Below are 24,084 nucleotides of genomic sequence, written 5' to 3'. Positions count from 1 at the left end.
TGCTTATATATGGGGTCTATTTAACGTTAAGAAAATTACGCTAGAACTAGGCAAAAATTTTTGTATCTAGTTGTTCTAAATAAAAAATTTTTAACGACGTTATAGTGCAATTTAATTCGTTAAATCGATCAAAGATTTATGCAGTTTGGTATTACCTTATTAATATCACAGGCATAAAAAAACCGCATATAAAATGCGGTTTTTTTTTCAAACGGGTTAAATGTTATTTAGTGTCGCCTTTAAGATCTTCAGCTGTAGTGGCTTGCGCTTGTGAAGATTCTTCAGACTCAACATCGGCTGTTTCAATCAACGCAGCTTCTGCTGGGTTATCACCATAAAACGTTGCGCCTGAGGCAGCCATTGCTACGAGTGATTCACATGGTTCAAAAATAACATTGCTGTTAGCCAGTGTAGACATTTCAGAGCTTATTTTGCTAGCGCCTAGTTTGTCCATATAGCTAAATGGGCCTCCTAAGAACGGAGGGAAACCAATGCCAAAAATAGCACCAATATCGCCATCACGTGGGCTTGCAATTATGCCATCGTCTAAACAACGTACAGCTTCGTTAAGCATTTGTGCTACACAACGCTTAGCAATTTCACTTTTGTTTAAACGCGGTGTTGGCGTAACACCCAGTAGCTCATAAACTGACTCATCAACCTTTTTGCCTTTTTTATCGTATTCGTAAAAACCACGACCCGTTTTACGGCCTAGGCGTTTTGAGTCAATCATACGTGTAAATGCATCTGGGCCTTTAAAACGCTCACCGAGTTCTTTCTCAAGAATTGGGGCAATTTTGGAGCCAATATCAATACCTACTTCATCAAGCAGTGCCAACGGCCCTACCGGAAAACCGAACTCGACAAGGGCTGCGTCAATTTTTTCAATTGGCTCGCCTGCAAGCATTAAGTTAGCGGCTTCGTTAAGATAAGGCGCTAATATACGGTTCACATAAAAACCAGCCATGTCTTTTACCACAATTGGCGTTTTACCTTGCTTACGTGCAAAATTTACCACGCGAGCAATGGTTTCTTGTGAAGTGCCTTCGTGTGGGATAATTTCCACTAACGGCATTTTCTCAACTGGCGAGAAGTAATGCAGGCCAATTACATTTTCAGGACGCGTTGCCTGCGCTGCAATTTGCGAAATAGGCAGTGATGACGTATTACTTGCAAAAATAGTGTTTGCTTGGCATTGCTGCTCTACATCAGCAACCATACCTTGCTTTAGTTCTAAATCTTCAAAAACCGCTTCAATCACTAAATCAATATGCTTAAAGCCGCTGTAATCAGTTGTACCGGTAATACGGTTCATTGTTAACTGCATGTCTGCTTTAGACATAATACGGCGTTTAAGGCGCTTATCTAAGATTTTGTAGGTGTAGTTCATAGCATTGCTAATGCCTTGCTCTGCTACATCTTTAATGCGTACTGGTACTTTTGCTTTTACTGCACTTACATGTGCAATACCTGCACCCATTAACCCGCCACCTAACACGGCAGTTTTAGTAATGGCCGGTGCATCATCATTGCGCCACTCTTTTTTCATTTCCGTGGTGGCAAAGAAAATACCACGAAGGGCTTTAGATTCGTCACTCATTACCAGTGTGGCAAAGCCTTCGGCTTCGGTTTTGTACGCTTTTAGCTCATCAAGCTCTACGCTTGCACGTACCGCTTTGATAATCGCTAGCGGCGCTGGGTAATGCCCACCGGTTTTTTTAAGGACGTTTTCTTTCGCTTTTTTAAAGATAAAGTTACGACCAAACGGGTTTGACTCTAGCAGTTTACTAATTTTATCCAGCTTAGGCTCTTTTGCTTGTGGCTTTTTCTTGGCGGCAAATTCTTTTGCTACATTTAAAAGCACACTGTGCGGTACACAATCATCAAGTACGCCTGCTTTTTTAGCTTGCTTAGGACGAATTTGCTTACCTGTAAGCATCCATTCAAGTGCTTTTTGAATGCCAACAATTTTAGTTAAACGCTGCGTACCACCGCCACCAGGTAATAAGCCAAGTTGCACTTCAGGTAAGCCAATTTTTGTAATATCGCTATCTGAGCCTACGCGGTAATCACAGGCTAAAGCAAACTCTAAACCGCCACCAAGTGCAGCACCATGAATGGCACTAACTGTGGTATAAGGCAGTTTTGTCATATCAAAAAACGCTTGATGGCACAGCTCGCTAATTGCTAGCGCATCTTCACGTTTTTGTACGCTGTCGAGCATTTTTACATCGGCACCGGCGATAAAGTTATCACTTTTACCGCTAATAAATACCATGCCTTTTACAGCATGTTCTTTAGCTTGAGCCAATAACGCTTTTAAGTCATCCGCAAACGAATCACGCAAGGTGTTTATTTTCTCACCAGGCACATCAATGGTCACTACGGCGATTTTATTTTCGTCTACCGTTAAATTAAATACTGAATCAGTCATTACGCGCTCTCCAATACAAAGGCTGCACCTAAACCACCAGCAGCACAGGCTGTTGTTAATGCTAAACCGCCACCACGACGTTTAAGCTCGTATAAGCTTTGCGTAATTAAGCGAGCACCTGTTGCTGCAAATGGGTGACCATATGCCAGTGAGCCGCCGTTAACGTTAAACTTATCCATGTTAATTTCGCCAATTGCTTTGCTACGACCTAAATGCTCTTGCGCAAATTTGTCTGACGCAAACATTTTCATGTTGGCAAGTGTTTGTGATGCAAATGCTTCGTGCATTTCAATTAAATCTAAATCTGCAAGGGTAATACCGGCTCTATCAAGTGCGATAGGCGTTGAATGAGCAGGCCCCATTAGCATGTCTTTTTCTACACCAATGGCTGAAAATGCAAAACTACGTACATAACCTAAAATTTCGTAACCCAGTGCTTTTGCTTTGCTTTCGCTCATCATCAGTACCGCTGCGGCACCATCTGTAAGTGGGGTTGCATTTGCAGCAGTTACTGAGCCATGTTGGCGGTCAAAAACAGGTTTAAGCTTTGCATAGCCTTCAACCGTTGAGTTTTTACGAATGTTATTATCTTCTGAGATAAAGCCTTTATATGGCGGTAAATGTGCCGTCATTACTTCATCTTTTAATTTGCCATCGGCCCAGGCTTGAGTTGCAAGCGTATGAGAGCGATGCGCGAGTGCATCTTGATCTTCACGACTAATATTGTGCGTTTTAGCCATTTGCTCAGCAGTTTGCCCCATTGAAAGGCCTGTTGAGTACTCTGCAACCGCTGGCGGTACAGGTAGTAAATCTTTTAAACGCAGTTTTGAGAATATTTTTAAACGCTGACCAAGCGTACGGGCTTTGTTTAAATCAACTAAGCTGCCTGCTAACTTTTTACTAACACCAATAGGAAGTACCGATGATGAATCTGCGCCGCCTGCAATACCTACACTTACAGATCCCGCCATTATAGATTCAGCTACATTGGCAATTGCCTGAAAACTAGTAGCACAAGCACGCGATACCGAATATGCATCAACTGATACAGGCATACCTGTACCCAATACAATTTCACGAGCAATATTAGGTGCTTCTGGCATTTGTATTACTTGTCCAAATACCAGTTGATCGATTTCTGATTTATCAAAATTTAGTCGTTCAAGCATCTCGTTTACGACTAACTTACCCATATCAAGTGCAGATATATGATGAAATGCAGTTGCTTGCTTAGCAAAAGGTGTACGTAAGCCGCTAACAATGGCAATACGATCGCCCTTTGGTGTTTTTAGTATATTTTGTTCAGACATTATGCTCTCCCGCTGACAGGTCTGACCTGTTTATTTTTCTCGATTCTAAACAACCCGTGTACTAAAGCCAATAGATAAACTGTAATTAATGCAAATGCAGCAATATAAATAATCCACAAGCCCGTAAAATGCGCTACAACCATATGCTTTTTTAAACGCATTTACAAAATTTTGTGGTAGGCTAAAAATCATTAATAAATAACGAACTATTTTAAAAAATACAGTCTAACCCTTGAGTTACACAACTATAAACCTTATAAATAGGTCAGTATTTAACGCCTAAAACATTCAGGTATAAACCCAGCTGACGAGGAAAGTCGAAATTATTATGGCAGCTAACGCATTTTCACAATTAAAAACGTATTTAGATACACAAATTATTGGCCAGCCAGAGCTTACTCAAGCATTACTTATTGCAATTTTAGCCGATGGTCACTTATTAGTAGAGGGCCCTCCTGGGCTTGCCAAAACACGTGCTGTAAATGCACTGGCAAAAGGTATTGAAGGCTCGTTCCAACGTGTACAATTTACACCAGATTTATTACCTGCCGATGTCACAGGTACCGATATTTATCGCCAACAAACTAGTGAGTTTGTATTTGAAAAAGGCCCTCTTTTTCATAACCTTATTTTAGCCGACGAAATTAACCGTGCTCCGGCAAAAGTACAGTCAGCACTATTAGAAGCTATGGCAGAGCGCCAAGTCACTGTAGGTAAAAATACCTACCCGCTTAGCGAACTGTTTCTAGTTATGGCAACGCAAAATCCGCTAGAGCAAGAAGGCACATACCCATTACCAGAAGCCCAGTTGGATCGCTTTTTACTGCACCTTAGTATTGGCTATCCTGGTGCAGAGCATGAGCTTGATATACTGCGTTTAACGCGTGGTGAAGCGCTTAATGAGCAACAACCGGTAATGCAAAAAATTAGTCAAAGCGATTTATTTGCAGCTCGTAAAGAAATACTAGGCTTATATTTGGCTGAGCCGCTTGAGCAATATTTAGTACAACTTATTATTGCCACCCGTGAAGGCGCTAAATTAGACGCGCAACTTGGTAGCTGGATTGAATTTGGTGCAAGCCCACGTGCAACAATAGCACTTGATAAATGTGCTCGCGCCCACGCATGGTTACAAGGCCGCGACTTTGTAGCACCTGATGACATTCAAGCTGTTGTACATAACGTACTGCGTCATCGCATTATTTTAAGTTACGAAGCGCAAGCCGATGGCATTACTAAAGATCAGGTAATAAGCCGTATAGTTGAACTTGTAGCCGTACCATAAGTTATGCAAAAACAATTAGAATCCCAAGCATGGCTCAAACAGAGCCATAGCCACGGTGTTAATTTAGCACTTAAAGAGCTGATGTATTACAAAGCCAAAGCGCAATTGCTTGAGCTTGCCCCTAAGGTAAAAATAAAAAACACCTTAACAGGGCAATACCTTGCACCGCACAAAGGCCGAGGAATGGAATTTGCCGAAGTGCGACATTATCAGCAAGGTGACGATATTCGATCGATTGATTGGCGAGTCACTGCCCGTACCGGCGAAACACACACAAAGCTCTTTCAAGAAGAAAAAGAACGCCCTGTGTTTGTGTTTACTGATTTTTCAAACTCAATGCTGTTTGGCTCAAAGTTACTGTTAAAGTCGGTGCAAGCAGCGCACATAAGTGCCCTTGTTGCATGGTCGGCGTGTCAGCGCGGCGATAGAATTGGCGGTATTGTGTTTAATCAGCATTCGCATTTAGAGCTTAAACCCAGTGCTCGCGAAAAAGCCGTCCTTAAGCTTTGCCATAATTTATGCGACAGCCACCAGCAAGCGCTCAACAATATCGATAAGGCAGCCACTAACAACTTTAGCGATAATCTAAAGCGTCTTAATCATTTAGCAAAGCCCGGCAGCTTAGTGTATTTAGTCTCTGACTTTAATGCCTTGGACGATGCCAGCTTTAAGCAACTTGAAATATTAAGTCGTCACTGCGAACTGATTGGTTGCCATATAAGCGATCCGTTTGAGCATCAGTTACCTGCGTTTAAGCAAGCTGTTACCGTTAATGCAAATGGTCAAGATTTTGCCCTGCCATTAATGGATAACAGCTTTAGAGAACGCTTTGCTAAAAATGCGGAACACGCATTTAGCACGCGCCTTAATCGCTTAACTAAATCAGGTCTTAATTTAATATCATTCAATGCAGCAACACCACTTGAGCTGCAATTAGTGAGAAAATAACCATGCAAACCAATCCACTCGATGGACTGCACGACATAATAGCGCCAAGCCAAGTTAATTGGTGGCCACTCGCCCCCGCTTGGTGGGTTATTATTACACTGCTGTTTTTAACGCTGTGTGCTGCTATTTATGTATCTTATAAAAAACATAAATTTAAAAAGCCTAAACGCTACGCAATAGCATTAAGCCAAAGCGAGCAAAACCCTCAGCAACTGCATATTATTTTAAAACGTTTAGTGCTTGAGTATTACGACAAGCGCCTTGCTGCGCAATCTACTGCAAAATGGTGCACCACGCTTAATACGCTTACCGGTTTAAACTTTACAGAACAAGAAATACTAAGCTTGTATAACCCCAGCCAAAAAGATACAACACTGTGCGAAAAATTTCGCCAAGGTATTAAACAATTTAAAGTAAAGGAGCCAGTCCATGTTTGAATTTAGCTGGCCATGGTTATTTTTATTGCTACCTTTGCCTTTGTTACTTTTACTATTAAAACCCGCTGCGAGTAACGCCAATACACGTTTACGTATACCCAGTTTTGCAAAGCATAATTTAACCAGCCAAAGTATTGAGCCGCAGTCACGACGTTTAAATCCCTTCGAATGGATAATTTGGTTATTGCTTGTGACTGCTGCCGCCAATCCAACATGGTTAGATGAGCCAATTTCATTACCAAATGAAGGCCGCGATATAATGCTAGCGGTTGATTTATCAGGCTCTATGACCGAGCAAGACATGGCTTACAATGGCCAATATGTTGACCGCCTTACTATGGTAAAAGCCGTACTCAGTGATTTTATAGAGCAGCGCCAAGGCGACAGACTTGGGCTGATATTATTTGGCGATACCGCGTTTTTACAAACCCCGCTCACCCGCGACGTTAAAACAGTAAGTAAAATGCTCAGTGAAGCGCAAATTGGTTTAGTCGGGCGCGCCACAGCTATTGGTGATGCATTGGGTCTTTCGGTAAAACGTTTTGCCAATAAAGATGAAAGTAACCGAATTGTGGTGCTATTAACCGACGGACAAAACACCGCAGGTAACCTAAACCCCGAAGATGCCCTACTGCTAGCTCGCGAAGAAGGCATTAAAGTGTACACCATTGGCGTTGGCTCAGATAATCCGCGCGGCTTTAGCCTCTTTAATATGGGTGGCTCCGGCGGCAGTAATTTAGATGAAAGCTTACTTAAAAAAATTGCCGAGCAAACAGGCGGATTATACTTTAGAGCGAAAGATGTAGCAGGCCTTCAACAAATTTACGCAGAGCTTGATAAGCTTGAACCTATTAGCGCGGATGAACAAACATTTCGCCCACAAAGCTCATTATTTTACTACCCGTTGCTTATCGCTATTTTACTGATCAGCTTAAAAGTAATACTTAGCACACTGCGTGCATTGAAGGAGCCAAACTAATGGATTTTGAATTTCTTCGCCCCGCTCTTTTATGGTTACTCATACCTGCTGTGGCATTATTTTTTGTTGCCTTAATTAAGCATAAAAAAACCACCAGTGAGCAGCTAATCGCACCACATTTAGCACAATTTATAATAAGCGAAGCAAACACTAAAGCCAGCCAGCCACTTTGGCTAGTTGCTTTGTTTTGCAGCCTTGGCATTTTATTTAGTGCTGGGCCTAGTTTTGAGAAAAAACAAGTTCCTGTATTTCAAAGTAAAAGTGCCCGTGTAATTGTTATGGACATGTCGTACTCGATGTACAGCACCGATATTTTACCAAATCGGTTAATGCAATCACGCTTCAAAGCGCTTGATATGATTGAGCTGTTTAAAGAAGGTGATACCGCGCTTGTCGCTTACGCAGGCACGGCCTATACAATATCGCCACTGACAAACGACGCTGCAACACTCAGCAACTTAATTCCAAGCTTAAGCCCTGAAATAATGCCTGACAAAGGCTCAAACGTTTTAGCCGGTCTTGATATGGCCAAAGAGCTATTAACGCAAGCGGGCTATATTGATGGCGACATTATTTTAGTGACTGACGGTATTGACCAACAAGAACAAAGCGACGTAAGTAGCTTTACCAGTAACACCCAATATAGATTAAATATATATGGCGTAGGGACCGCTCAAGGCGCTCCAATTAAGTTGCCTGAAGGTGGTTTTTTGAAAGACAGATACGGCCAAATTGTAGTCCCTACACTCAATGCCAGCCAGCTTAAAAATTTAGCATCAAGCAGTGGCGGCAAATTTGCCAGCTATCAGCCAAGTAGTCGTGACATAAATACGTTTGCCCCAAGCGCACAGAGTGAGTTATTGAAAGACGAAAAACAAAGCCATGCACTTTGGCGAATAGACGCCGGGATTTATGGATTATTACTCTTACTGCCACTTGGTTTATATTTATTTAGACGCGCCGCCTTGTTAGGTGTTTTTTTAGCCTTTGGCTTTTTACCGCAGCAAAATGCGTATGCCGTAGAGCTCCCTACTCTTTTGCAAAATGCAGATCAACGTGCATTGCAGGCGTATAAAAATAAAGAATACGAGGCAGCAACACAGGCTCAATCGAGTGATTTAAAGGGTGCTGCGCTTTATCAGCAAGGTAATTTTGATGCTGCACTTAATGAATTTAGTAGTGACAAGTCAGCAACCGGTTTATACAACTACGGTAATGCCCTCGCCAAAGCTGGCAAGCTTGAGGACGCCATTGAAGCCTACAAACAAGCCCAAACCTTACAAGATGACTTTACGCAAGCAGCCGATAACCAAGCTTTAGTTGAACAATTACTTAATCAACAAGAGCAACAAAACCAGCAAGATCAGCAAAGCGACGGCGACGATTCTCAAGACCAAGATGATAGCCAGAAAAAAGATGAGCAAAAGCAAGGGCAAAATTCTGACGAGTCAAAGCAGGATCAGCAACAAAATGGTAATAAAAGCGACTCTGAAAAAGGCGAAAACGAAAGTCAGAGTCCCAGCGATGAAAAATCTGATAAAGAGCCTGAACAATCAAAAGATCAACAAGGCGAGCAATCAGACAAACAAAATGAACCTGATATGCAAGCCCAGCCACAAAGTGAACAAGGGCAAAATAAAGACGCTGAGCAACCCAAAAAAGACGAACAGCAACAAAATAAGCCAAAGGCAATGAGCGAGCAACCTGCCACTGATGAGCAAAAGCAAAATGCGCAGCAACAGGCTATGCAAGCTCAAGCCAGTGAGCTCACTAATGAAGAAAAAGAAAAAGCCCAACAGATTAATCAATTACTTAGAAAAGTACCGGATGATCCGGCTATTTTATTACGGAATAAAATGCAATTAGAAGCCCAAAAAAGACAATATAAACGTCGCCCTACAGGAGTCGAAAAATCATGGTAATGCGATTATTTTGCTGTTTATTGCTATTAAGTGCGATGCCTTTGTGGGCTGCCACCAAATTAGAAGCCAGCGTAAATAAAAACCCTGTGTTAGCGGGTGAGTTTTTTATGCTTAATATATCTGTAGATGATACCGTTAAAGGCGATCAGCCTGACACCTCAGCACTATTAAAAGACTTTGTGGTAGGACCGACTAGCTTAAGCTCGCGCACCAATATTGTTAACGGCAGTATAAATAAACAAACTACGTGGTCTGTAAAGTTAATGACCCGTGCAGAGGGCGATTACACAATCCCAGCATTTAGCGTTGCGGGGTTAACCTCACAGCCTATTAAACTAAAAGTGGCAAAACGCTCTGTTGATGCAGATAAAAATAACGAAATATTTTTAAAAACGTCGCTCTCGAGTAATTCATTATTTGTGCAAGAAGCCGGTGTCTATACTGTTAAACTTTATCTGGCGAAAGAACTACTTGATGGCAGTTTAAGCACACCAAGTATGGAAGACGCTCAGCTGACACAATTAGGTAAACAAAAAGAGAGTTATGAACTTGTTGACGGTAAACGCTACCTCGTTATTACTCGAGAGTATTTGATCCAGCCGCAAAAAAGTGGCGCTTACACAATTGCGGGCCCTGCTTTTCAAGGTCGAGTACAACAAAATTACCGACAATTAGAAGTGTCGGCCCTTGGCGACGATCAGCAACTAGAGATCAAACCCATTCCAAGTGATTATAAAGGTGCGTGGTTACCAAGTGAGCTAGTTAACCTTAACGAAGAGTGGCAGCCTAACGATAATACCGTCGAAGTAGGTACACCTATCACACGAACAATTACACTGACCGCACTTGGTGTCACAAAAGAGCAATTACCTGAAATTTCTATGCCCACCATTGATGGCATACGTAGTTACCCTGATAAAAAAGAAAATAACAATGCAGTACGTGATGGTCGAGTTGTATCGCAACAAACTGCTTCGTATGCGTTGCTACCACAAAAACCGGGGACTTACACCCTGCCTGAAATAAAGCTACCTTGGTTTAATACAAAAATGAATCGTATTAGCATGGCTACACTCCCAGCGCGAACAGTGACTGTAATACCAAGCAGTAATGCCATTAGCCCGGCAATAAATAACAGCCAGCAAAATGTAAATACGCTAGCTCCTGCGCCAAATAACAATGTAAACGTCTCACATACACAATCAGTGCAAGTACAAAATCAAACGCCTCTATGGCTTATTATTGTTGCAGTATTGGGTTATGTTTTATGGATTGCGACTGTGATGTTTTATTGGTTTAACCGTTCTACTAAAAACACCATAAAAAAATCACAGCCTACTGCAAGCACCATTAATCAACCTAGTTTAAAAAAGCTGGTTGCAGCCGCAAAATTAAACGACAATAAAGCGTTTTATAATGAGCTTAATAATTATGCAGTGCAGATTACAAATAAAAATGTGGGTGCAATCGATGCATTACGCGACGCTGTAAATGACAGCCAATTAGATAGCCATATTGCCCAACTACAGGCACAACTTTATAGTAATAAAGCTACAAGCTGCGAGCTTAATGCTATCATTAAAATTCTTGAGAAATATCAAGCTCAAGCATCAAAGTCGCAACAACCTGTATTAAAAGATCTTTATAAATAATTACTACGATACTCAGGTCTTCTTTTGCAATAAATTATAATTTTTAATAAAAAAGTACTTATGCTTGGAAAGAAAAAATCAAACAATCAGGTCTTAATTAATATGGTAGAGAAACAAAAACGCTATGAAGCCTTGGTGCACGTTTACAATAAGGAGCTTTATCGCTTTGCTTATTGGTTGTGCCGAGATCCGCACATAGCAGATGATTTAGTCCAAGAAACGTTTTTACGTGCTTGGCGTTCACTTGACTCTTTGCTTGACCAAAAAGCAGCTAAACCTTGGCTACTGACTATATTACGCAGAGAAAATGCACGCAGATTTGAACGTAAACAGTTTGATTACAGCGACGTAGAAAACGACACGCTTGTTGATGAAACCAGCCATTCATTAGACGATGAAATGGAACAAACGGTAATTCAACGTCAAATTGCACTATTGTCAGATGAATACCGTGAGCCATTATTATTACAAGTTGTAATGGGCTGCTCTGGTGAAGAAATTGCAGACATACTCGATTTAAATAAAAACACGGTAATGACTCGTTTATACCGTGCTAGAAATCAACTTAAAGAGGCCTTAAGCCGTGATGATGAACAACTTAAAGGGGCATCAAAATAATGGATGAACTTGAGTTTCGTCGCCGCACTATTGCGCAGCCAAACGACATTGATAAGGAGCTTATGGAGTTTGCCGACAATAACCCAGAGCGACAAAGTTTTATTAACGACATGAAAGAATTTGATCAATATATTCAAGATGCGCTTGATATACCTGTGCCTGAAAATCTTGCGGATCGCATTCTTTTAAACACATCATTAAAAGAAAAAGCGTTGCAAGATGAACAAGCAGCTGGTGACAATGTAGTAGATGCCCGCTCGCGATTTAAATTTGATCGCGTACATCTTGCATTAGCGGCATCATTTTTCGTCGCTATTGGTGCATTTTTTATGAGTACAGAGCAAAATATTGCTCACGAAGCAGGTGAACATGCCCTCGCCCATGTGTACTACGAAATTAATGCACTTGATAAGAAAAAACCGATTAGCTTGCAAAGCGTTAATGACAAGCTCGCTGTTTTAGGCGGCCATATCGAAGAGCTACCAGGTGCAATAACCTATGCGATGTTTTGCGATTTTAAAGGTGAAAAAGGCTTACATTTAATTTTTGAATCTGACTTTGGTCCAATGACTGTATTTATTGTGCCTTCTGAAAATAAGTCATTTGGCTTTGGCGATGATAATTTTCGTGATGAGCGTTTTGAAGGTCATATCAATCGAGGCTCTCAAGCAGATACTATTTTAGTGGCAAGTGTTGGAGCTCCTCTCAATATTTATAACGAACGCGTTACAGGCGCCATTCGCTGGCTTTAAAACAAACAAATTCACCGCTTAGTTTTTACTGAGCGGTTTTTTATTCAGTAACATCTAATAAATTCTTCCTTTTATACCTAAAACCTCTGATTTTTAAAGTAATTAATTAAATTCCTCATGAAAGTAAATTATAATCGCGGCTCGATTAAAATTAAGGATTTTCATGAAAAACATCATCGTTATTTTTTCACTATTGGCATTATTATGTACTGCCAGTTTTGATGTACAGGCACGTAAAAAGTTTGGCAGTAGTAAACGCGGAAAAACGCCAGCAACACAACAAGCTACGCAAAAACAAAAAGCCGATACAACAACCCCAACGGCTGCACCTAAAGCTAAATCAAATAAAAAAGGCATTATGGCTGGTGTACTTGGTGGGCTCTTAGCTGGTGGCTTAATTGCAGCTATGCTAGGCGACAATTTTGAAGGTTTTCAGTTGCTAGAAATGATTTTATTAGCCGGTGGACTCTTTATTTTATTCAAATTAATAACAGGCTTTTTACGTGCTAATCGTGCACCGCAACTTGCAAATGCCAGTGCAGGTACAAGTGCTCAGCAAAATGCGTTTAAACAAGCGCCTATCGAGCAACCAACAAGTACAGGCTTTGCAAGCAACGCACCACAAGCCCCAGATGTTCCTTTTAATTTACCACCTAACTTTGACGTAAATGGTTTTTTACAAGGTGCCCGTAGTCATTACCATACGCTACAAACTGCCTGGAATAATGCTGATTACACCACAATGGCTGAATACTTGAGCCCTGAACTTGTTGCCGAGTTTACAACTGAGCGTGAAGCCATAGAAAACGTAGACACTGAAGTTATGTTTATTGATGCTGAGCTTGTCCGTGCAGATACTAATGCCAATTTATGGCAAATGAGTGTTCGCTTTAGCGGGAAGTATCGTGATTTAGGCGATAAAAAAGAGCAGCCTATCTTAGAAATTTGGCACTTAGAGCGTGAGAACGCAGATGATGCGCCTTGGTTAATTGTAGGTGTTGAAGATTTAATTGATAAATAATTTTCGTCAATTCCCCTAACTCGGGTTATATATAAAAGCGATACTGTTAATTTAATGCTTCCTCATTAATTAAAAATAGCTCAATAATGAGGGAGCATTAACTTTATACGATTACTATTATTTACATACAGCAGCAACCGCATTAGCAAAGTAATCAATATTTGCTTTACTAACACCCGCTATATTTACGCGGCTAGAGCCAACAATATAAATTGCGTATTCTTTTTGCAGGCGAGCAATTTGCTCTTTATTAATACCTAAGAAAGAAAACATACCGTTTTGGCGCTCAATAAATGAAAAATCTTGAGCGATGTCTTTAGTCGCTAGCGTTTCTTTGATCAGGCTACGTAAACCGTTAATACGGTTTCGCATTTCATCAAGCTCAGAATGCCACATTTGTGTCAGTTCTGTGCTGCTCAAAATAGTGTTTACTATGTCTGCGCCATGCGCTGGCGGCATTGAATAAATGCTACGAACGACACTTAGCATTACCGAATTTGAAATATCAGCCGCTGCGCTGTCTTTTGCAATAAGTGAGCAGGCACCAATACGTTCACGATATAAGCCAAAGTTTTTAGAGCATGAAGAACAAATAATAAGCTCTTCAACCGCATTCGCTAAAATACGCAAACCGCGTGCATCTTCTTCAAGTGATGCGCCAAAGCCTTGGTATGCAATATCAATAAGCGGTGTAAAGCCAACATCTTTTGCTAGTTCAGCGACTATATTCCACTGTGTTTCACTTAAATCCATGCCACTTGGGTTATGACAACATGCATGAAGTAAAACAACATCACCTTTAGGCACTTGCTTAAGGGTATTGATCATTTCATCAAATAATAGGTCTTTATTTTCATAATCATAATATGGGTATTCTTTTACCGTTAAGCCTGCGGCTTCAAATAAACTAATGTGATTGGCCCATGTAGGGTTAGTAACCCATATCGTTGCTTTTGCGTTGCAACGAGCAATAAACTCGGCAGCAACACGCAGTGCGCCAGTGCCACCAGGAGCCTGTGCTGTACGTACGCGATTAGCTAGCAACGCTTGATGCTCGCCTAATAGTAACTGCTCCATTTTTTGACAATAATCTAAATTACCCGCTAAACCGATATAAGACTTGCTGATTTCATTTTCGAGACGAAATGCTTCTGCTTTTTTTACCGATTTAAGAACCGGTGTATTGCCTTGCTCATCTTTATAAACACCTACGCCTAAATCTATTTTATTAGGATTCGTATCTTGTTTATATGCAGCCATAAGGCCAAGAATAGGGTCGGTTGGTAATGGTTTTAATACTGAGAACATTGGCTATCTCTTATCGTTATTTAGGGGTTAGCTGTTAGGCTAAGCTTAACATAAAAGCCCGTCACATTGACTAGTGTTATTTACACTAAAAAGTGAGGAATTTTAATACAGCATGCGATTAGCACTGCAAGCGCTTTCTCATCAAAAAAATCATTATTAAATGCTTCTGCATCAATGATACCGACACAGTCATTTTGAAGATTAAACAAAGGCAAACACACTTCAGACTTAACTTTTGGATCGCACGTATAATACTCACCACCTTGAGCTAAGTATTGTTCAACATTATTTATAACACGTCCTTTGTTAGACAATGCAACTTGCACATTATTGCTACCAGTGGCAAATGCTTGTGTTAACGGAAATAATGGCCGACTTGGTGCCCCGTGATAGGCTAGTTTTAATAACTGCTTACCTTCACTTGTGTTTGTTGATTGATAAATACCGTACCAATCCACACCCGTTTGTAATTCAATATAACTCACTATACTTTGTAAATTAGCCAGCTTACGCTGTGTTTGCTCATTGCTTTTAATATAATCCGTTAATTTGAATGGCTCATCCTGTAAATAACCAAATAAGCTGCATGCACCGCCCTCGCCAAGTTCCGGTATTTGGTACTGCCAACGAACATCAGGTAAAGCTGTATTTTTGAGGTGTTGTTCAAGCTTCTCAAGCTCTGCTGAAATCAGCGTAGGATTAACACTTAGTTGTGCTTTATTTAAATAAGAGGAAATCATTTGGCCATCCATACATCTATAGTGAAGGGATGATAGCATGGATATTTTTACAGAGCTAGCTCAACTTATAGCACATTTCCACTTGGTTCCCACTGGCATTATAAGTGACCTTTTCAGCTATTTCTTCAAGCAATGATAATCCTCGGCCGAATTCATTATTGCTAGCTTCCAGCTCATCAGCTTTACTAATAAAGCCGCGTCCTGAATCACAAATGATAAAGTATAAACTCAAGGTCTCTGGGCAATAACGCATATCAATAATAATCATTGCATCGCTGAGCTTCGCTAGTGCTTTTTCTCGCATTTCGTAATACTTAAAAAAACCATCTTCTTGATGCTTAACATTAGAATCAAGACCCAATACACCATGATCAAGCGCATTATTATAAGCCTCAGAGAGAAGTAAAAATATATTTGAACGATGCGCTTTTAGCCCGCCCACACTGCTTAAAATATTCACTAAATCATAAACAGGATCGGTTTGTTTTATTTGTTTGGCATTTAAGCTTAATGATAAATTAAAAGCTAATGTCGAAAACACCTCTATCGATTGCTTTTCTGCCGTCAACGGTAAGCAATTGAGCAAAACAATACTTACATCATCTTGTTGTACGTTGCCTTGTGCAAATTCACTGACGTCATCAACTATATTTTTACAGCTGATCATGTGCCTACTCTTTAATATATCTAAAAAGCGCTCTTCGCCAAAAAATTCGTCGCCTTTATTCGCAGTTTCAATAATGCCATCAGTTGCTAGTGCAAGGCGCATTTGCTGGTTTGTTTCAAAATGAATAACACCATGCTCAAACTCATCTTCATCCAAAATACCCAATGCCATATGCTGGGATTCTAGTAGTTGTTTAACACACCCTTTTTTATCAATTAGGTACGCATCTGGTAGGCCTCCCAGCCATGCTGATATGCTTTTTCCTGAGGCACTAAGTTCTATAATTGTCGCTGCACAAAACATGTGTCCGGGTAATAAATTATAAAGCAGAGTGTTGAGCTCACTTGCAATATCATTAACCGCCATGCCTTTTTGTACCATGGAGTAAAATACGTGAGAAGCTGGTAACGCACCAATAGCAGCAGCAAGGCCATGTCCAGTAAAGTCGCCGAGCATACAATATAAATTACCAATTGGGCTTTGTGCGACTAAAAACATGTCCCCATTAAACATAGAGGCAGGAGAGAGGTTAAAATCAAGATGTTGCTTAAACTTATCCTGATTTTCTAACGAATTATTAAAAATATGCTCAATTATTTCATGTTCACGCTCTATCTGGTTATGGTGATATTGGAGCATTTTTTTTTGTTGATTCGCTTTTTGGCTAAGCTCTCGAGTGCGATTATGCGCTTTGATTTTTGCGTGTAATATAACTTTATCGAAGGGTTTATGAATAAAATCATCACCCCCAACCTCCAAACAACGCTCAAAACTTGCTTGGTCGTCTAACGAGGTGATAAAAATAATTGGTAAGTATACTTCGTTAAAACGCTGTTTAATCAACTGCGCAGCTTCAAAACCGTCCATCACTGGCATTAAAACATCGAGTAAAACAACATCAATCTCGTTTTTTTCTAATACATTTAATGCTTCAAGCCCATTATGAGCCATCGATATTTTATAACCTTCTTGCTCTAGCATCTTACTAAGTAAAATGTGATTAAGCGTTTGGTCGTCAACAATTAGCACATGGATCATTAGCTAATATCAAATTTTTTATCGAAACGTGAGATCTGTAATATTTTCCTTAATTGTGGTTGGCAGTTACTTATTTGAATAGTGCTAACTTGGCTTTCTATTGTTTTTCTCATATTTAATAACATGCCAAGGGCAGAGCTATCCATATACTCTGTTTCTCTTAAATCAATAACAACTTTGATAATACTCTCATTTATTTGCGCATAGGCTTGTCGAAAAGACTGCACTAAATTAAAGTCAAATTTACCCTTAATTTGTATTGTTAAAGTAGTGCCATCAATAGACTCATTTTTAGTTAAACTCATCTTAAGCTCTCAATAGTATTTCCTTTGAACTAAATATAACCTGTTAAAAGTAATTAGCAAAAATAAAAACACACAAGCGCAAATTTGCTATCATTTATGCCATTGTTTAATTCATTTTATCTATAGGTAAAAGATGAGTGATAGTCAGTTAGTATATTCAACAGATACGGGCAGAATAAGCCAACCAAAGCCAGAAAAAGAGGTCGCTGGTAAGATATTCAAAGACGGTTTTTTACGAATTGAACGCCAAACAAAAGGTCGTAAGGGAAAAGGCGTTATGTTGGTCACAGGTATAGACCCAAAAGAGCATGACCTAAAAAAATTAGCAAAAGTAATTAAAAGTAAAATGGGTCAAGGTGGTGCTGTTAAAGAGGGCGTTATAGAAGTACAAGGTGACGACCGCGATAAATTAAAAGCTATTTTAGAAGGCTTAAAATTTAAAGTAAAAATTGCGGGTGGTTAACCCGCATTTTTATTTAAGTTTTCAATACGCTGAATATTATTTAATTTCTCAAACAAACTAGGAAATTCACGCTCTGGGATCGGCGCACTAAAATAGTAACCTTGTACAACGAAGCAGTTGTTGTTCTGTAAAAATTGAACTTGCTCTATTGTTTCAACACCTTCAGCAACTACATTAATGTTCAACTTTTGTGCCATTGCAATTATAGCCGCCGTAATTTCCATATCATTGGTGTCTTCGGGAATATCTCTTACGAAAGAGCGATCAATTTTTAATATATCAACAGGGAATCGCTTTAAGTAGCTTAGCGACGAATACCCAGTTCCAAAATCGTCTATTGAGATTGAAACGCCTAATGCCTTAAGTTCATGTAATTGTGTTATTGCGGCTTCCACATTACCCATCAACATGCTTTCGGTTAGCTCTAAATGAAGGCGTTTGGCCGACACTCCCGACTTAATAATCATTTTGCTAAGCATGGTGACTAAACTCGCATCTTTAAACTGACGAGCGGACAAATTAATTGAAATATTGTTTTCTCTACCTTGTTCTTTTAACCTAACCGCAAAGTCGCATGACTCTTGTAATACCCACTCGCCTAATTCAACAATTAAACCGGTCGCTTCTGCAATAGGAATAAATTTAGTTGGAGGAATAAGCCCTTCGGTTGGGTGAAACCATCTCAACAAGGCTTCATAACCCATTACCTGTTGATTACGACTATCAACTTGAGGCTGGTAATAGATAACAAACTGTTTTTCTCTTAAGGCTTGGCGTAGTTCATTTTCGATAAATAAACGTTCGTTTGCTGCGGCATCCAATTCTTGGCTATAAAAGTGGAATGTATTACGCCCTTTGGCCTTCGCCTCATACATTGCTAAGTCAGCATGTTTTAAAAGCTGATCTTCTTCTAAGCTATCGTAAGGCGCCATTGTAATACCAATGCTAGCACTTATAATAACTTCATTACTGCTAAGCTTTATAGGAACATTTAACGTTTTTTGGATCGTGTTTGCCACATCTGTTGCATGCTCTTGACTCTCTATTCCACTAAGTAAAACAGCAAATTCATCACCACCAAGACGTGCAATCGTATCCTCTGCGCGCAGACGTTTTTTTAATCTGTTTGCAACCTCAACCAAGAGTTGATCCCCAGCGTCGTGTCCCAGCGTATCGTTAATGCGTTTAAATTCATCTAAATCAAAATAAAATAATGCAAAAGCATAATGCCCACGTTCAGCCAGTGCCATAGATTTACGAAGTTGCATTCTAAAAAATGTTCTGTTTGCCAACCCGGTTAATGTATCAAAATAAGCTAGCTGCTCCATTTTTCTCTGGCTTTCTTTTACGAACGAAATATCTTGTGCAGACGCCACATAACTGGTGATTTTACCGCTCTCATCTCGGATTGGTGACACGCTAAGGGATACCCAAATTGGTTGTTTATCTAAGCCTTGGATAAGGGTATCGCCTCGCCAATAATTGCGACTTCGCAAATCAATATCAATGTCGTCAACCAAAATAGCCATTTCGGTAGCAATAATACTCAACAATGGGGTTCTGTTAAAATGACTCTCTGGGTAACCTGTCATTTCAAGCATTTTGGGGTTTACGTATTCAATAATAAAGTTTTCATTTGTGATCACCACACCAGTACCCGAAAATGCAACTGCTTTGGACAGTCTGTTTGCTGCTTTTTCAGCTATTTCTTTTTCTGTAATACGTTGAGTTAGGCCATCTATAAGTTTACGGATCTCTACCGTCATATCTCTAAATGAACCATTGAGAGTGCCTATCTCGTCTTTATTTTCTGGTGGGAACTCTATTTGCAAATTTCCCTTACCAAAATTTGTAACTGCATAAACTAAGGTGTGCAATCTGCGAAGTACAAGTTGATAGAGTGCTTGATGTAATAACAAAGCAACTAAAACAGCGTACATAATAAAGAGTCCAAAAAATTTCAGCTTTAAATCTTGTAACGCTGATAACGTAGATGAACGTTTTTTATAAACACCTATATACCAATCTAATTCATCTATTTTACGGATATTAATAATATGTTCTTCGTCATTTTGCTCAAACGAGTTTGCATATTCAGAAAGATGCATTGTTCTAGCTTCATTAATAATGGCTTGTAATTCGTCATTAACGAAATCTTGCGTGTTAAGTGTTTTCCCTTTACTACCATAGTTAGCTAATAAATTCTGACTAACATCAGGATGTGCTAATAGCTGACCTTTACTATCAAATACAAGTAAATGCTTTTCTTTATCACCAACAGGGAGCTGTGAAATAAGTGTGTTTAATGCTATGTCATTACCAGTCACGCCCAAAAACTCATTTTCTACATAAATAGGCACTAATAAGCTGATAACCCATTTATTCCACACCTTGTCGTAGTAAACTTTTGACCACTTAGGCTCTTGAGTAGGGTTAATATTTTTTTGAACTGCGTTATATGTAGTCCCCGTTGTAAAATTAAAGTTTGCAGGTGCATTTAATGCCCAATTAGGCGGGGAGATTCGAATGAAATTGTCTTTTGTGATGAGATAAAAATTAAAAAAATCATGTATTAATGTTGGCGCGATTATTCGCCATAACGATTCTGAATCATTAATTAGCTGCTTGTAAAAAGGGGTATAATTTTTTTGGGCTAAATACGCCGCTGACATACCATCTGCTGATGCACTTCTAATTGTACCGTCGCTATTAAATTGCAACTTAGCATTATTACTTAGATTAATTGATTGTTGTTTTGAAAAAAGCTGTTCGACGACAACACTATTTGCTTGCTCAGCAATATTTACTTTTGTGTTAACTTTTTCGTTAAACTGTTTTACTAATAAATCAGTCGAGCTTTTTAGTACTTCGTGCTCTTCAAATACAAGTTGTTTTTCTTCTGACTTGAGCATTAAGGCAGCAGCGCACACACCCGCAATCAAACAAATTGCAGAAATAAGCAGTGATAATTTTACACTTAAAGAGTTTAATCCAAAGCGTGATGGAGGGCGTCGATACACCACAGGCCAGCCTTATTATTAATAATTATTTTTATTTAAGTCAGTACTACGAAATATACCAGATCAGAACCTTAAATTATAAATTTTTTGTTAACTTTTTCATAAATCGTACTCGCTTAAAAGTAAATGCCGATTAGTCTACTATTAAGTACAGACAACGTAGCATGAACTCGGGTTAAGATATTCACTAACATATTGAACTATAATGATATTTAAATTTATTTTTCTCTAGCCTGAGACTTTCAGTAAAAACAAGACGAATTTACGCGTCAATAGCGGACCAATTGCAAGTAAATTCAACGCAGTTAGCACTGAAAGTAGCTGCTTGAGATAGATTTATTATCCAAAGTTCAGGTTACTTATTGACATTAAAGACAACACTCCATACATTGACATGATGAATATTATTTACGCTCACACCTTTTTTTCGTTTTTTAGCTTCTTTATATAGAAGAGGCTTCCCTGTTTGTGAGATAAAATCAATCGAATAGTAAAGCCTCCCAACTGGGAGGCTTTTTTGTTTCTGCCCTATAATTCGGCGGATTTTTTTGGAATGAGGAAACCAAAATGACTAATGATGTATTAAATACACTAAGACACGACATAAACGAAATTGATTCTGATCTACTCGTGTTATTAGCAAAACGCCGCCGTATTAGCCATGGAGTTGTAGAGTATAAAATAGCTAATAACAAGCCTATTCGTGATGAAGCACGTGAGCTAGCATTGCTTGAAAAGCTAATTGGCTACGGAAAGTCACTTGGTTTAGATGCTTATTATGTGAATAATGTTTTTCAAACCATCTTAGAAGATTCTGTATTACATCAGCAAGCGATGCTGCAAAAAAACTTAAACCCTGATGCATTAAGCGAAACACATCGTGTTACTTATTTGGGCGGCCAAGGATCATACAGCCAATTAGCCTGTCATAAATACTTTAGTCGCCGTCCAGGTAAACTTATTGAAATAGGCTGTACATCATTTGATGAAATAACGGCTAAAGTAGAAAACGGCCAAGCTGATTTTGGTTTACTCCCTATCGAGAATACAAGCTCTGGTAGTATTAATGAGGTGTTTGATTTACTACAACATGCGCAAGTATCTATTGTTGGAGAGGTAACTCACAGTGTAGAGCATTGCTTACTCTCAAACCCCGGCAGTGAGCTCAGCCAGCTAATTAAAGTATTTGCACATCCGCAACCATTTGCTCAGTGTAGTCGATTCTTGCAAGGGTTAGGTGACTTACAACACGAAACCTGTGATTCAACATCAAGCGCATTACAGTCAGCCTTAAGCACACCAAATAGCGCCGCAATTGGCTCAGCGCAAGCGGGCAAAAATGTCGGACTCGAAGTGATTAAGTCAAATCTAGCCAATCAAAGTGAAAACCATAGTCGCTTTATCGTAGTTGCACGTAAACCTCTTCAGGTATCCAATCAAATTCCAACCAAGACCAGCTTAATAATGTCGACAAAACAACAAGCAGGATCGCTTGCTGACGCATTAATGATTTTTAAACAGCACAAAATTAATCTGGTAAAACTAGAATCTCGCCCTACTCCGGGCAACCCATGGGAAGAAGTTTTTTATGTTGACCTAGAGGCGAACCTTGCAGACAATCAAGTAAAAACAGCACTAGAAGAACTTAAAGAGCATACTCAGTACGTGCGTATTTTGGGCTGCTACCAAAGTGAAACGTTACAGGCAGTGAGCGTAAATAGTTAATTGAGTTTAACTTGAAACTACGGGGCCGACAAAGGCCCCAAAGAGCTGCGCATGTTTAGCATTTATGCTGCGTTATCACCTATTTATGGGGTGCATACATCACAGGGTCTCCCTTGCTTAAATAGCAAACAGTCTGCTGAAAATCAAACCACCAAAGTTCAACACACCCTGAACGTTAATCGAGTACCTTTGCATCATTCGCTTTATTTAATAAACTTCTACTCTGCGTTAAAAAGTGCTGTGTTGAATCAGAAAAATACGCCTTTGCATCAGCAAAGGAAGCTATTAACGCGCTTTTATCTCCCGCTTTTAATTTTGCTAATGTACTAGAAAATGTATCTTGATACTGCGCAAGCAAACTTTCTACATCGTCAAATTGAGCCAACATGATATCCGAATAAAGCTCTGGTGATTGAGCAAATAAACGTCCCACCATCATTAATTCAAGCTGATAAATTGGTGAAGAGCAGCTTCGTAACTCTTCTAACGTATGGCTTTGCTTAGCTAGAAATTGCCCATATACAAAGGTGGTTAAATGGCGCATTACTTGAATAATTTGCATTGCTTCATCGTGCTTTTTCGCATCAAGTTCAACAAGTTGACAACCCCATACTTGTAACTGCGCTAATAAACCGGTTGCCGCTTGATGATTTCGACCTTCACACACAACTATTGTTTGTTTTACCCAATGGGATATGTCTGGTCCGAACATAGGGTGTAAACCAACCACAGGGCCACTGTGTGCAGCTTTCAGTGCTTTGATCGGCGATTGCTTCACTGATGTTATATCAACAAGTAAACAATCATCATCAAGTTTAGGTAATTTGGCAACTACGGAGTCTAATGCATTAATAGGCACACTCATCATTACCAACTTCGCGCCTTTTAAAATATTTTTCGCATCGCTTTGCTGATCTTTATCTAAAATTTTAACGTCGTAACCTGAACGAATAAACTGCTGTGCAAATAACTCCCCCATAGCACCTTGACCACCCACGATCACAATGGGCGAAAGTTCTGGCGCTGCACATGCAAGTTTTGCTTGTTGGTTTTGATAGGCTTCTCGCATCATACGTCTTAGTATATCTTCAACGAGATCTGGGCTTACATTTTGATTTATTGCTTCTTGTCGTCTTGCCGCTAATAGCTCAGCTTCACGGACAGGCGCATGTAAAGGCACACCCGTTTGTTGCTTTATCTCACCAATTTTTTGCGTAATACCATTGCGTTTAGCGAGTAAAGCAACCAGCTGTGCGTCGCATTCATCTATACCTTCTCTTAGCTGTGCTAAATCATTTATGTCAGCCACGTCCATACCACCTTAAAAAACAAATAACGTAAATATAAATTTACATAAAAGTAAACTAATCAATACGATAAATACTAACAGGATCGATGAACTGAGAAAAGATTAATCCCAAAATTTTACGGGGAATGAAGGCTAGGTGAAGAGTTAAGAG

Annotated in this window: 19 protein-coding genes and 1 other annotated feature; of the genes, 11 read left to right on the top strand and 8 right to left on the bottom strand. The window is 39.6% G+C overall.

Going from position 1 to position 24,084, the window contains the following annotated elements; translation table 11 throughout:
- Positions 1–223: 223 nt before the first annotated feature.
- Entirely contained in the window at positions 224–2,434 is a 2,211-nt protein-coding gene (gene fadJ, locus H5119_RS17360) for a fatty acid oxidation complex subunit alpha FadJ (RefSeq protein WP_182703118.1), read from the bottom strand.
- The gene (gene fadI, locus H5119_RS17355; RefSeq protein ID WP_077538572.1) at positions 2,434–3,744 is read right to left on the bottom strand and encodes an acetyl-CoA C-acyltransferase FadI; all 1,311 of its coding nucleotides are present in this window, start codon (positions 3,742–3,744) and stop codon (positions 2,434–2,436) included. The genes fadJ and fadI overlap by 1 nt, the downstream gene beginning before the upstream one ends.
- Positions 3,745–4,072: 328 nt before the next feature.
- Here fadI and H5119_RS17350 point away from each other — a divergent pair, with 328 nt between their 5' ends.
- The 9 genes from H5119_RS17350 to H5119_RS17310 all read left to right on the top strand — a co-directional run bounded on the left by H5119_RS17350 (position 4,073) and on the right by H5119_RS17310 (position 13,358).
- Positions 4,073–5,029: a MoxR family ATPase gene (locus tag H5119_RS17350; protein ID WP_004335627.1), complete on the top strand. Its 957-nt coding sequence runs from the start codon at positions 4,073–4,075 to the stop codon at positions 5,027–5,029.
- 3 nt (positions 5,030–5,032) lie between these two features.
- Positions 5,033–5,977: a DUF58 domain-containing protein gene (locus tag H5119_RS17345; RefSeq protein ID WP_077538574.1), complete on the top strand. Its 945-nt coding sequence runs from the start codon at positions 5,033–5,035 to the stop codon at positions 5,975–5,977.
- A gap of 2 nt (positions 5,978–5,979) precedes the next feature.
- Positions 5,980–6,414 carry a DUF4381 domain-containing protein gene (locus H5119_RS17340; protein WP_182703117.1) on the top strand — a complete coding sequence of 145 codons (435 nt, stop codon included), beginning with the start codon at positions 5,980–5,982 and terminating at the stop codon, positions 6,412–6,414.
- Positions 6,407–7,393, top strand: coding sequence for a VWA domain-containing protein (locus tag H5119_RS17335; protein ID WP_077538578.1), 987 nt, complete (start codon positions 6,407–6,409; stop codon positions 7,391–7,393). Before H5119_RS17340 ends, H5119_RS17335 begins: the two co-directional genes overlap by 8 nt.
- Positions 7,393–9,315, top strand: coding sequence for a VWA domain-containing protein (locus H5119_RS17330; RefSeq protein WP_182703116.1), 1,923 nt, complete (start codon positions 7,393–7,395; stop codon positions 9,313–9,315). Before H5119_RS17335 ends, H5119_RS17330 begins: the two co-directional genes overlap by 1 nt.
- Positions 9,309–10,967, top strand: a complete 1,659-nt coding sequence (locus tag H5119_RS17325; protein WP_182703115.1) for a BatD family protein — start codon at positions 9,309–9,311, stop codon at positions 10,965–10,967. The genes H5119_RS17330 and H5119_RS17325 overlap by 7 nt, the downstream gene beginning before the upstream one ends.
- Before the next feature lie 60 nt (positions 10,968–11,027).
- The gene (locus tag H5119_RS17320) at positions 11,028–11,585 is read left to right on the top strand and encodes a sigma-70 family RNA polymerase sigma factor (RefSeq protein ID WP_077538584.1); all 558 of its coding nucleotides are present in this window, start codon (positions 11,028–11,030) and stop codon (positions 11,583–11,585) included.
- A complete protein-coding gene (locus H5119_RS17315; protein WP_182703114.1) occupies positions 11,585–12,337 on the top strand; it encodes a DUF3379 family protein in 753 nt (250 codons plus the stop codon). Before H5119_RS17320 ends, H5119_RS17315 begins: the two co-directional genes overlap by 1 nt.
- 163 nt (positions 12,338–12,500) lie before the next feature.
- Entirely contained in the window at positions 12,501–13,358 is an 858-nt protein-coding gene (locus H5119_RS17310) for a Tim44 domain-containing protein (protein WP_182703113.1), read from the top strand.
- Between the two features lie 117 nt (positions 13,359–13,475).
- Here H5119_RS17310 and H5119_RS17305 read toward each other — a convergent pair whose 3' ends face one another.
- The 4 genes from H5119_RS17305 to H5119_RS17290 form a co-directional block, all read right to left on the bottom strand.
- Positions 13,476–14,666: an amino acid aminotransferase gene (locus H5119_RS17305; protein ID WP_182703112.1), complete on the bottom strand. Its 1,191-nt coding sequence runs from the start codon at positions 14,664–14,666 to the stop codon at positions 13,476–13,478.
- Positions 14,667–14,746: 80 nt separating this feature from the next.
- The gene (locus H5119_RS17300) at positions 14,747–15,406 is read right to left on the bottom strand and encodes a GAF domain-containing protein (RefSeq protein ID WP_182703111.1); all 660 of its coding nucleotides are present in this window, start codon (positions 15,404–15,406) and stop codon (positions 14,747–14,749) included.
- 55 nt (positions 15,407–15,461) lie between these two features.
- Entirely contained in the window at positions 15,462–17,111 is a 1,650-nt protein-coding gene (locus tag H5119_RS17295; RefSeq protein WP_182703110.1) for a fused response regulator/phosphatase, read from the bottom strand.
- The gene (locus H5119_RS17290) at positions 17,111–17,416 is read right to left on the bottom strand and encodes an STAS domain-containing protein (RefSeq protein ID WP_077538596.1); all 306 of its coding nucleotides are present in this window, start codon (positions 17,414–17,416) and stop codon (positions 17,111–17,113) included. The genes H5119_RS17295 and H5119_RS17290 overlap by 1 nt, the downstream gene beginning before the upstream one ends.
- A 133-nt stretch (positions 17,417–17,549) precedes the next feature.
- Here H5119_RS17290 and H5119_RS17285 point away from each other — a divergent pair, with 133 nt between their 5' ends.
- A complete protein-coding gene (locus H5119_RS17285) occupies positions 17,550–17,879 on the top strand; it encodes a translation initiation factor (protein ID WP_077538598.1) in 330 nt (109 codons plus the stop codon).
- Here H5119_RS17285 and H5119_RS17280 read toward each other — a convergent pair.
- A complete protein-coding gene (locus tag H5119_RS17280; protein WP_182703109.1) occupies positions 17,876–20,902 on the bottom strand; it encodes an EAL domain-containing protein in 3,027 nt (1,008 codons plus the stop codon). The two genes, H5119_RS17285 and H5119_RS17280, sit on opposite strands and share 4 nt — an antisense overlap.
- Before the next feature lie 403 nt (positions 20,903–21,305).
- Positions 21,306–21,421, top strand: a sequence feature (Phe leader region).
- Positions 21,422–21,466: 45 nt separating this feature from the next.
- Here H5119_RS17280 and H5119_RS17275 point away from each other — a divergent pair.
- Positions 21,467–22,624, top strand: a complete 1,158-nt coding sequence (locus H5119_RS17275; protein ID WP_182703108.1) for a chorismate mutase — start codon at positions 21,467–21,469, stop codon at positions 22,622–22,624.
- 175 nt (positions 22,625–22,799) lie between these two features.
- Here H5119_RS17275 and tyrA read toward each other — a convergent pair whose 3' ends face one another.
- Positions 22,800–23,933 carry a bifunctional chorismate mutase/prephenate dehydrogenase gene (tyrA, locus tag H5119_RS17270; protein ID WP_182703107.1) on the bottom strand — a complete coding sequence of 378 codons (1,134 nt, stop codon included), beginning with the start codon at positions 23,931–23,933 and terminating at the stop codon, positions 22,800–22,802.
- Between the last annotated feature and the right edge of the window lie 151 nt (positions 23,934–24,084).

The organism is Pseudoalteromonas sp. SG45-5 (assembly GCF_014164085.1).
GTDB lineage: Bacteria > Pseudomonadota > Gammaproteobacteria > Enterobacterales > Alteromonadaceae > Pseudoalteromonas > Pseudoalteromonas aliena.
Note: the sequence above shows the minus strand (reverse complement) of the source record. Positions and strands in the feature narration are given on the sequence as shown.

What these genes read in the sequence shown, in the direction of transcription:
- fadJ (WP_182703118.1), bottom strand. Translation starts at nt 2,434, where the DNA reads ATGACTGATTCAGTATTTAATTTAACGGTAGACGAAAATAAAATCGCC.
- fadI (WP_077538572.1), bottom strand. Translation starts at nt 3,744, where the DNA reads ATGTCTGAACAAAATATACTAAAAACACCAAAGGGCGATCGTATTGCC.
- H5119_RS17350 (WP_004335627.1), top strand. Translation starts at nt 4,073, where the DNA reads ATGGCAGCTAACGCATTTTCACAATTAAAAACGTATTTAGATACACAA.
- H5119_RS17345 (WP_077538574.1), top strand. Translation starts at nt 5,033, where the DNA reads ATGCAAAAACAATTAGAATCCCAAGCATGGCTCAAACAGAGCCATAGC.
- H5119_RS17340 (WP_182703117.1), top strand. Translation starts at nt 5,980, where the DNA reads ATGCAAACCAATCCACTCGATGGACTGCACGACATAATAGCGCCAAGC.
- H5119_RS17335 (WP_077538578.1), top strand. Translation starts at nt 6,407, where the DNA reads ATGTTTGAATTTAGCTGGCCATGGTTATTTTTATTGCTACCTTTGCCT.
- H5119_RS17330 (WP_182703116.1), top strand. Translation starts at nt 7,393, where the DNA reads ATGGATTTTGAATTTCTTCGCCCCGCTCTTTTATGGTTACTCATACCT.
- H5119_RS17325 (WP_182703115.1), top strand. Translation starts at nt 9,309, where the DNA reads ATGGTAATGCGATTATTTTGCTGTTTATTGCTATTAAGTGCGATGCCT.
- H5119_RS17320 (WP_077538584.1), top strand. Translation starts at nt 11,028, where the DNA reads ATGCTTGGAAAGAAAAAATCAAACAATCAGGTCTTAATTAATATGGTA.
- H5119_RS17315 (WP_182703114.1), top strand. Translation starts at nt 11,585, where the DNA reads ATGGATGAACTTGAGTTTCGTCGCCGCACTATTGCGCAGCCAAACGAC.
- H5119_RS17310 (WP_182703113.1), top strand. Translation starts at nt 12,501, where the DNA reads ATGAAAAACATCATCGTTATTTTTTCACTATTGGCATTATTATGTACT.
- H5119_RS17305 (WP_182703112.1), bottom strand. Translation starts at nt 14,666, where the DNA reads ATGTTCTCAGTATTAAAACCATTACCAACCGACCCTATTCTTGGCCTT.
- H5119_RS17300 (WP_182703111.1), bottom strand. Translation starts at nt 15,406, where the DNA reads ATGATTTCCTCTTATTTAAATAAAGCACAACTAAGTGTTAATCCTACG.
- H5119_RS17295 (WP_182703110.1), bottom strand. Translation starts at nt 17,111, where the DNA reads ATGATCCATGTGCTAATTGTTGACGACCAAACGCTTAATCACATTTTA.
- H5119_RS17290 (WP_077538596.1), bottom strand. Translation starts at nt 17,416, where the DNA reads ATGAGTTTAACTAAAAATGAGTCTATTGATGGCACTACTTTAACAATA.
- H5119_RS17285 (WP_077538598.1), top strand. Translation starts at nt 17,550, where the DNA reads ATGAGTGATAGTCAGTTAGTATATTCAACAGATACGGGCAGAATAAGC.
- H5119_RS17275 (WP_182703108.1), top strand. Translation starts at nt 21,467, where the DNA reads ATGACTAATGATGTATTAAATACACTAAGACACGACATAAACGAAATT.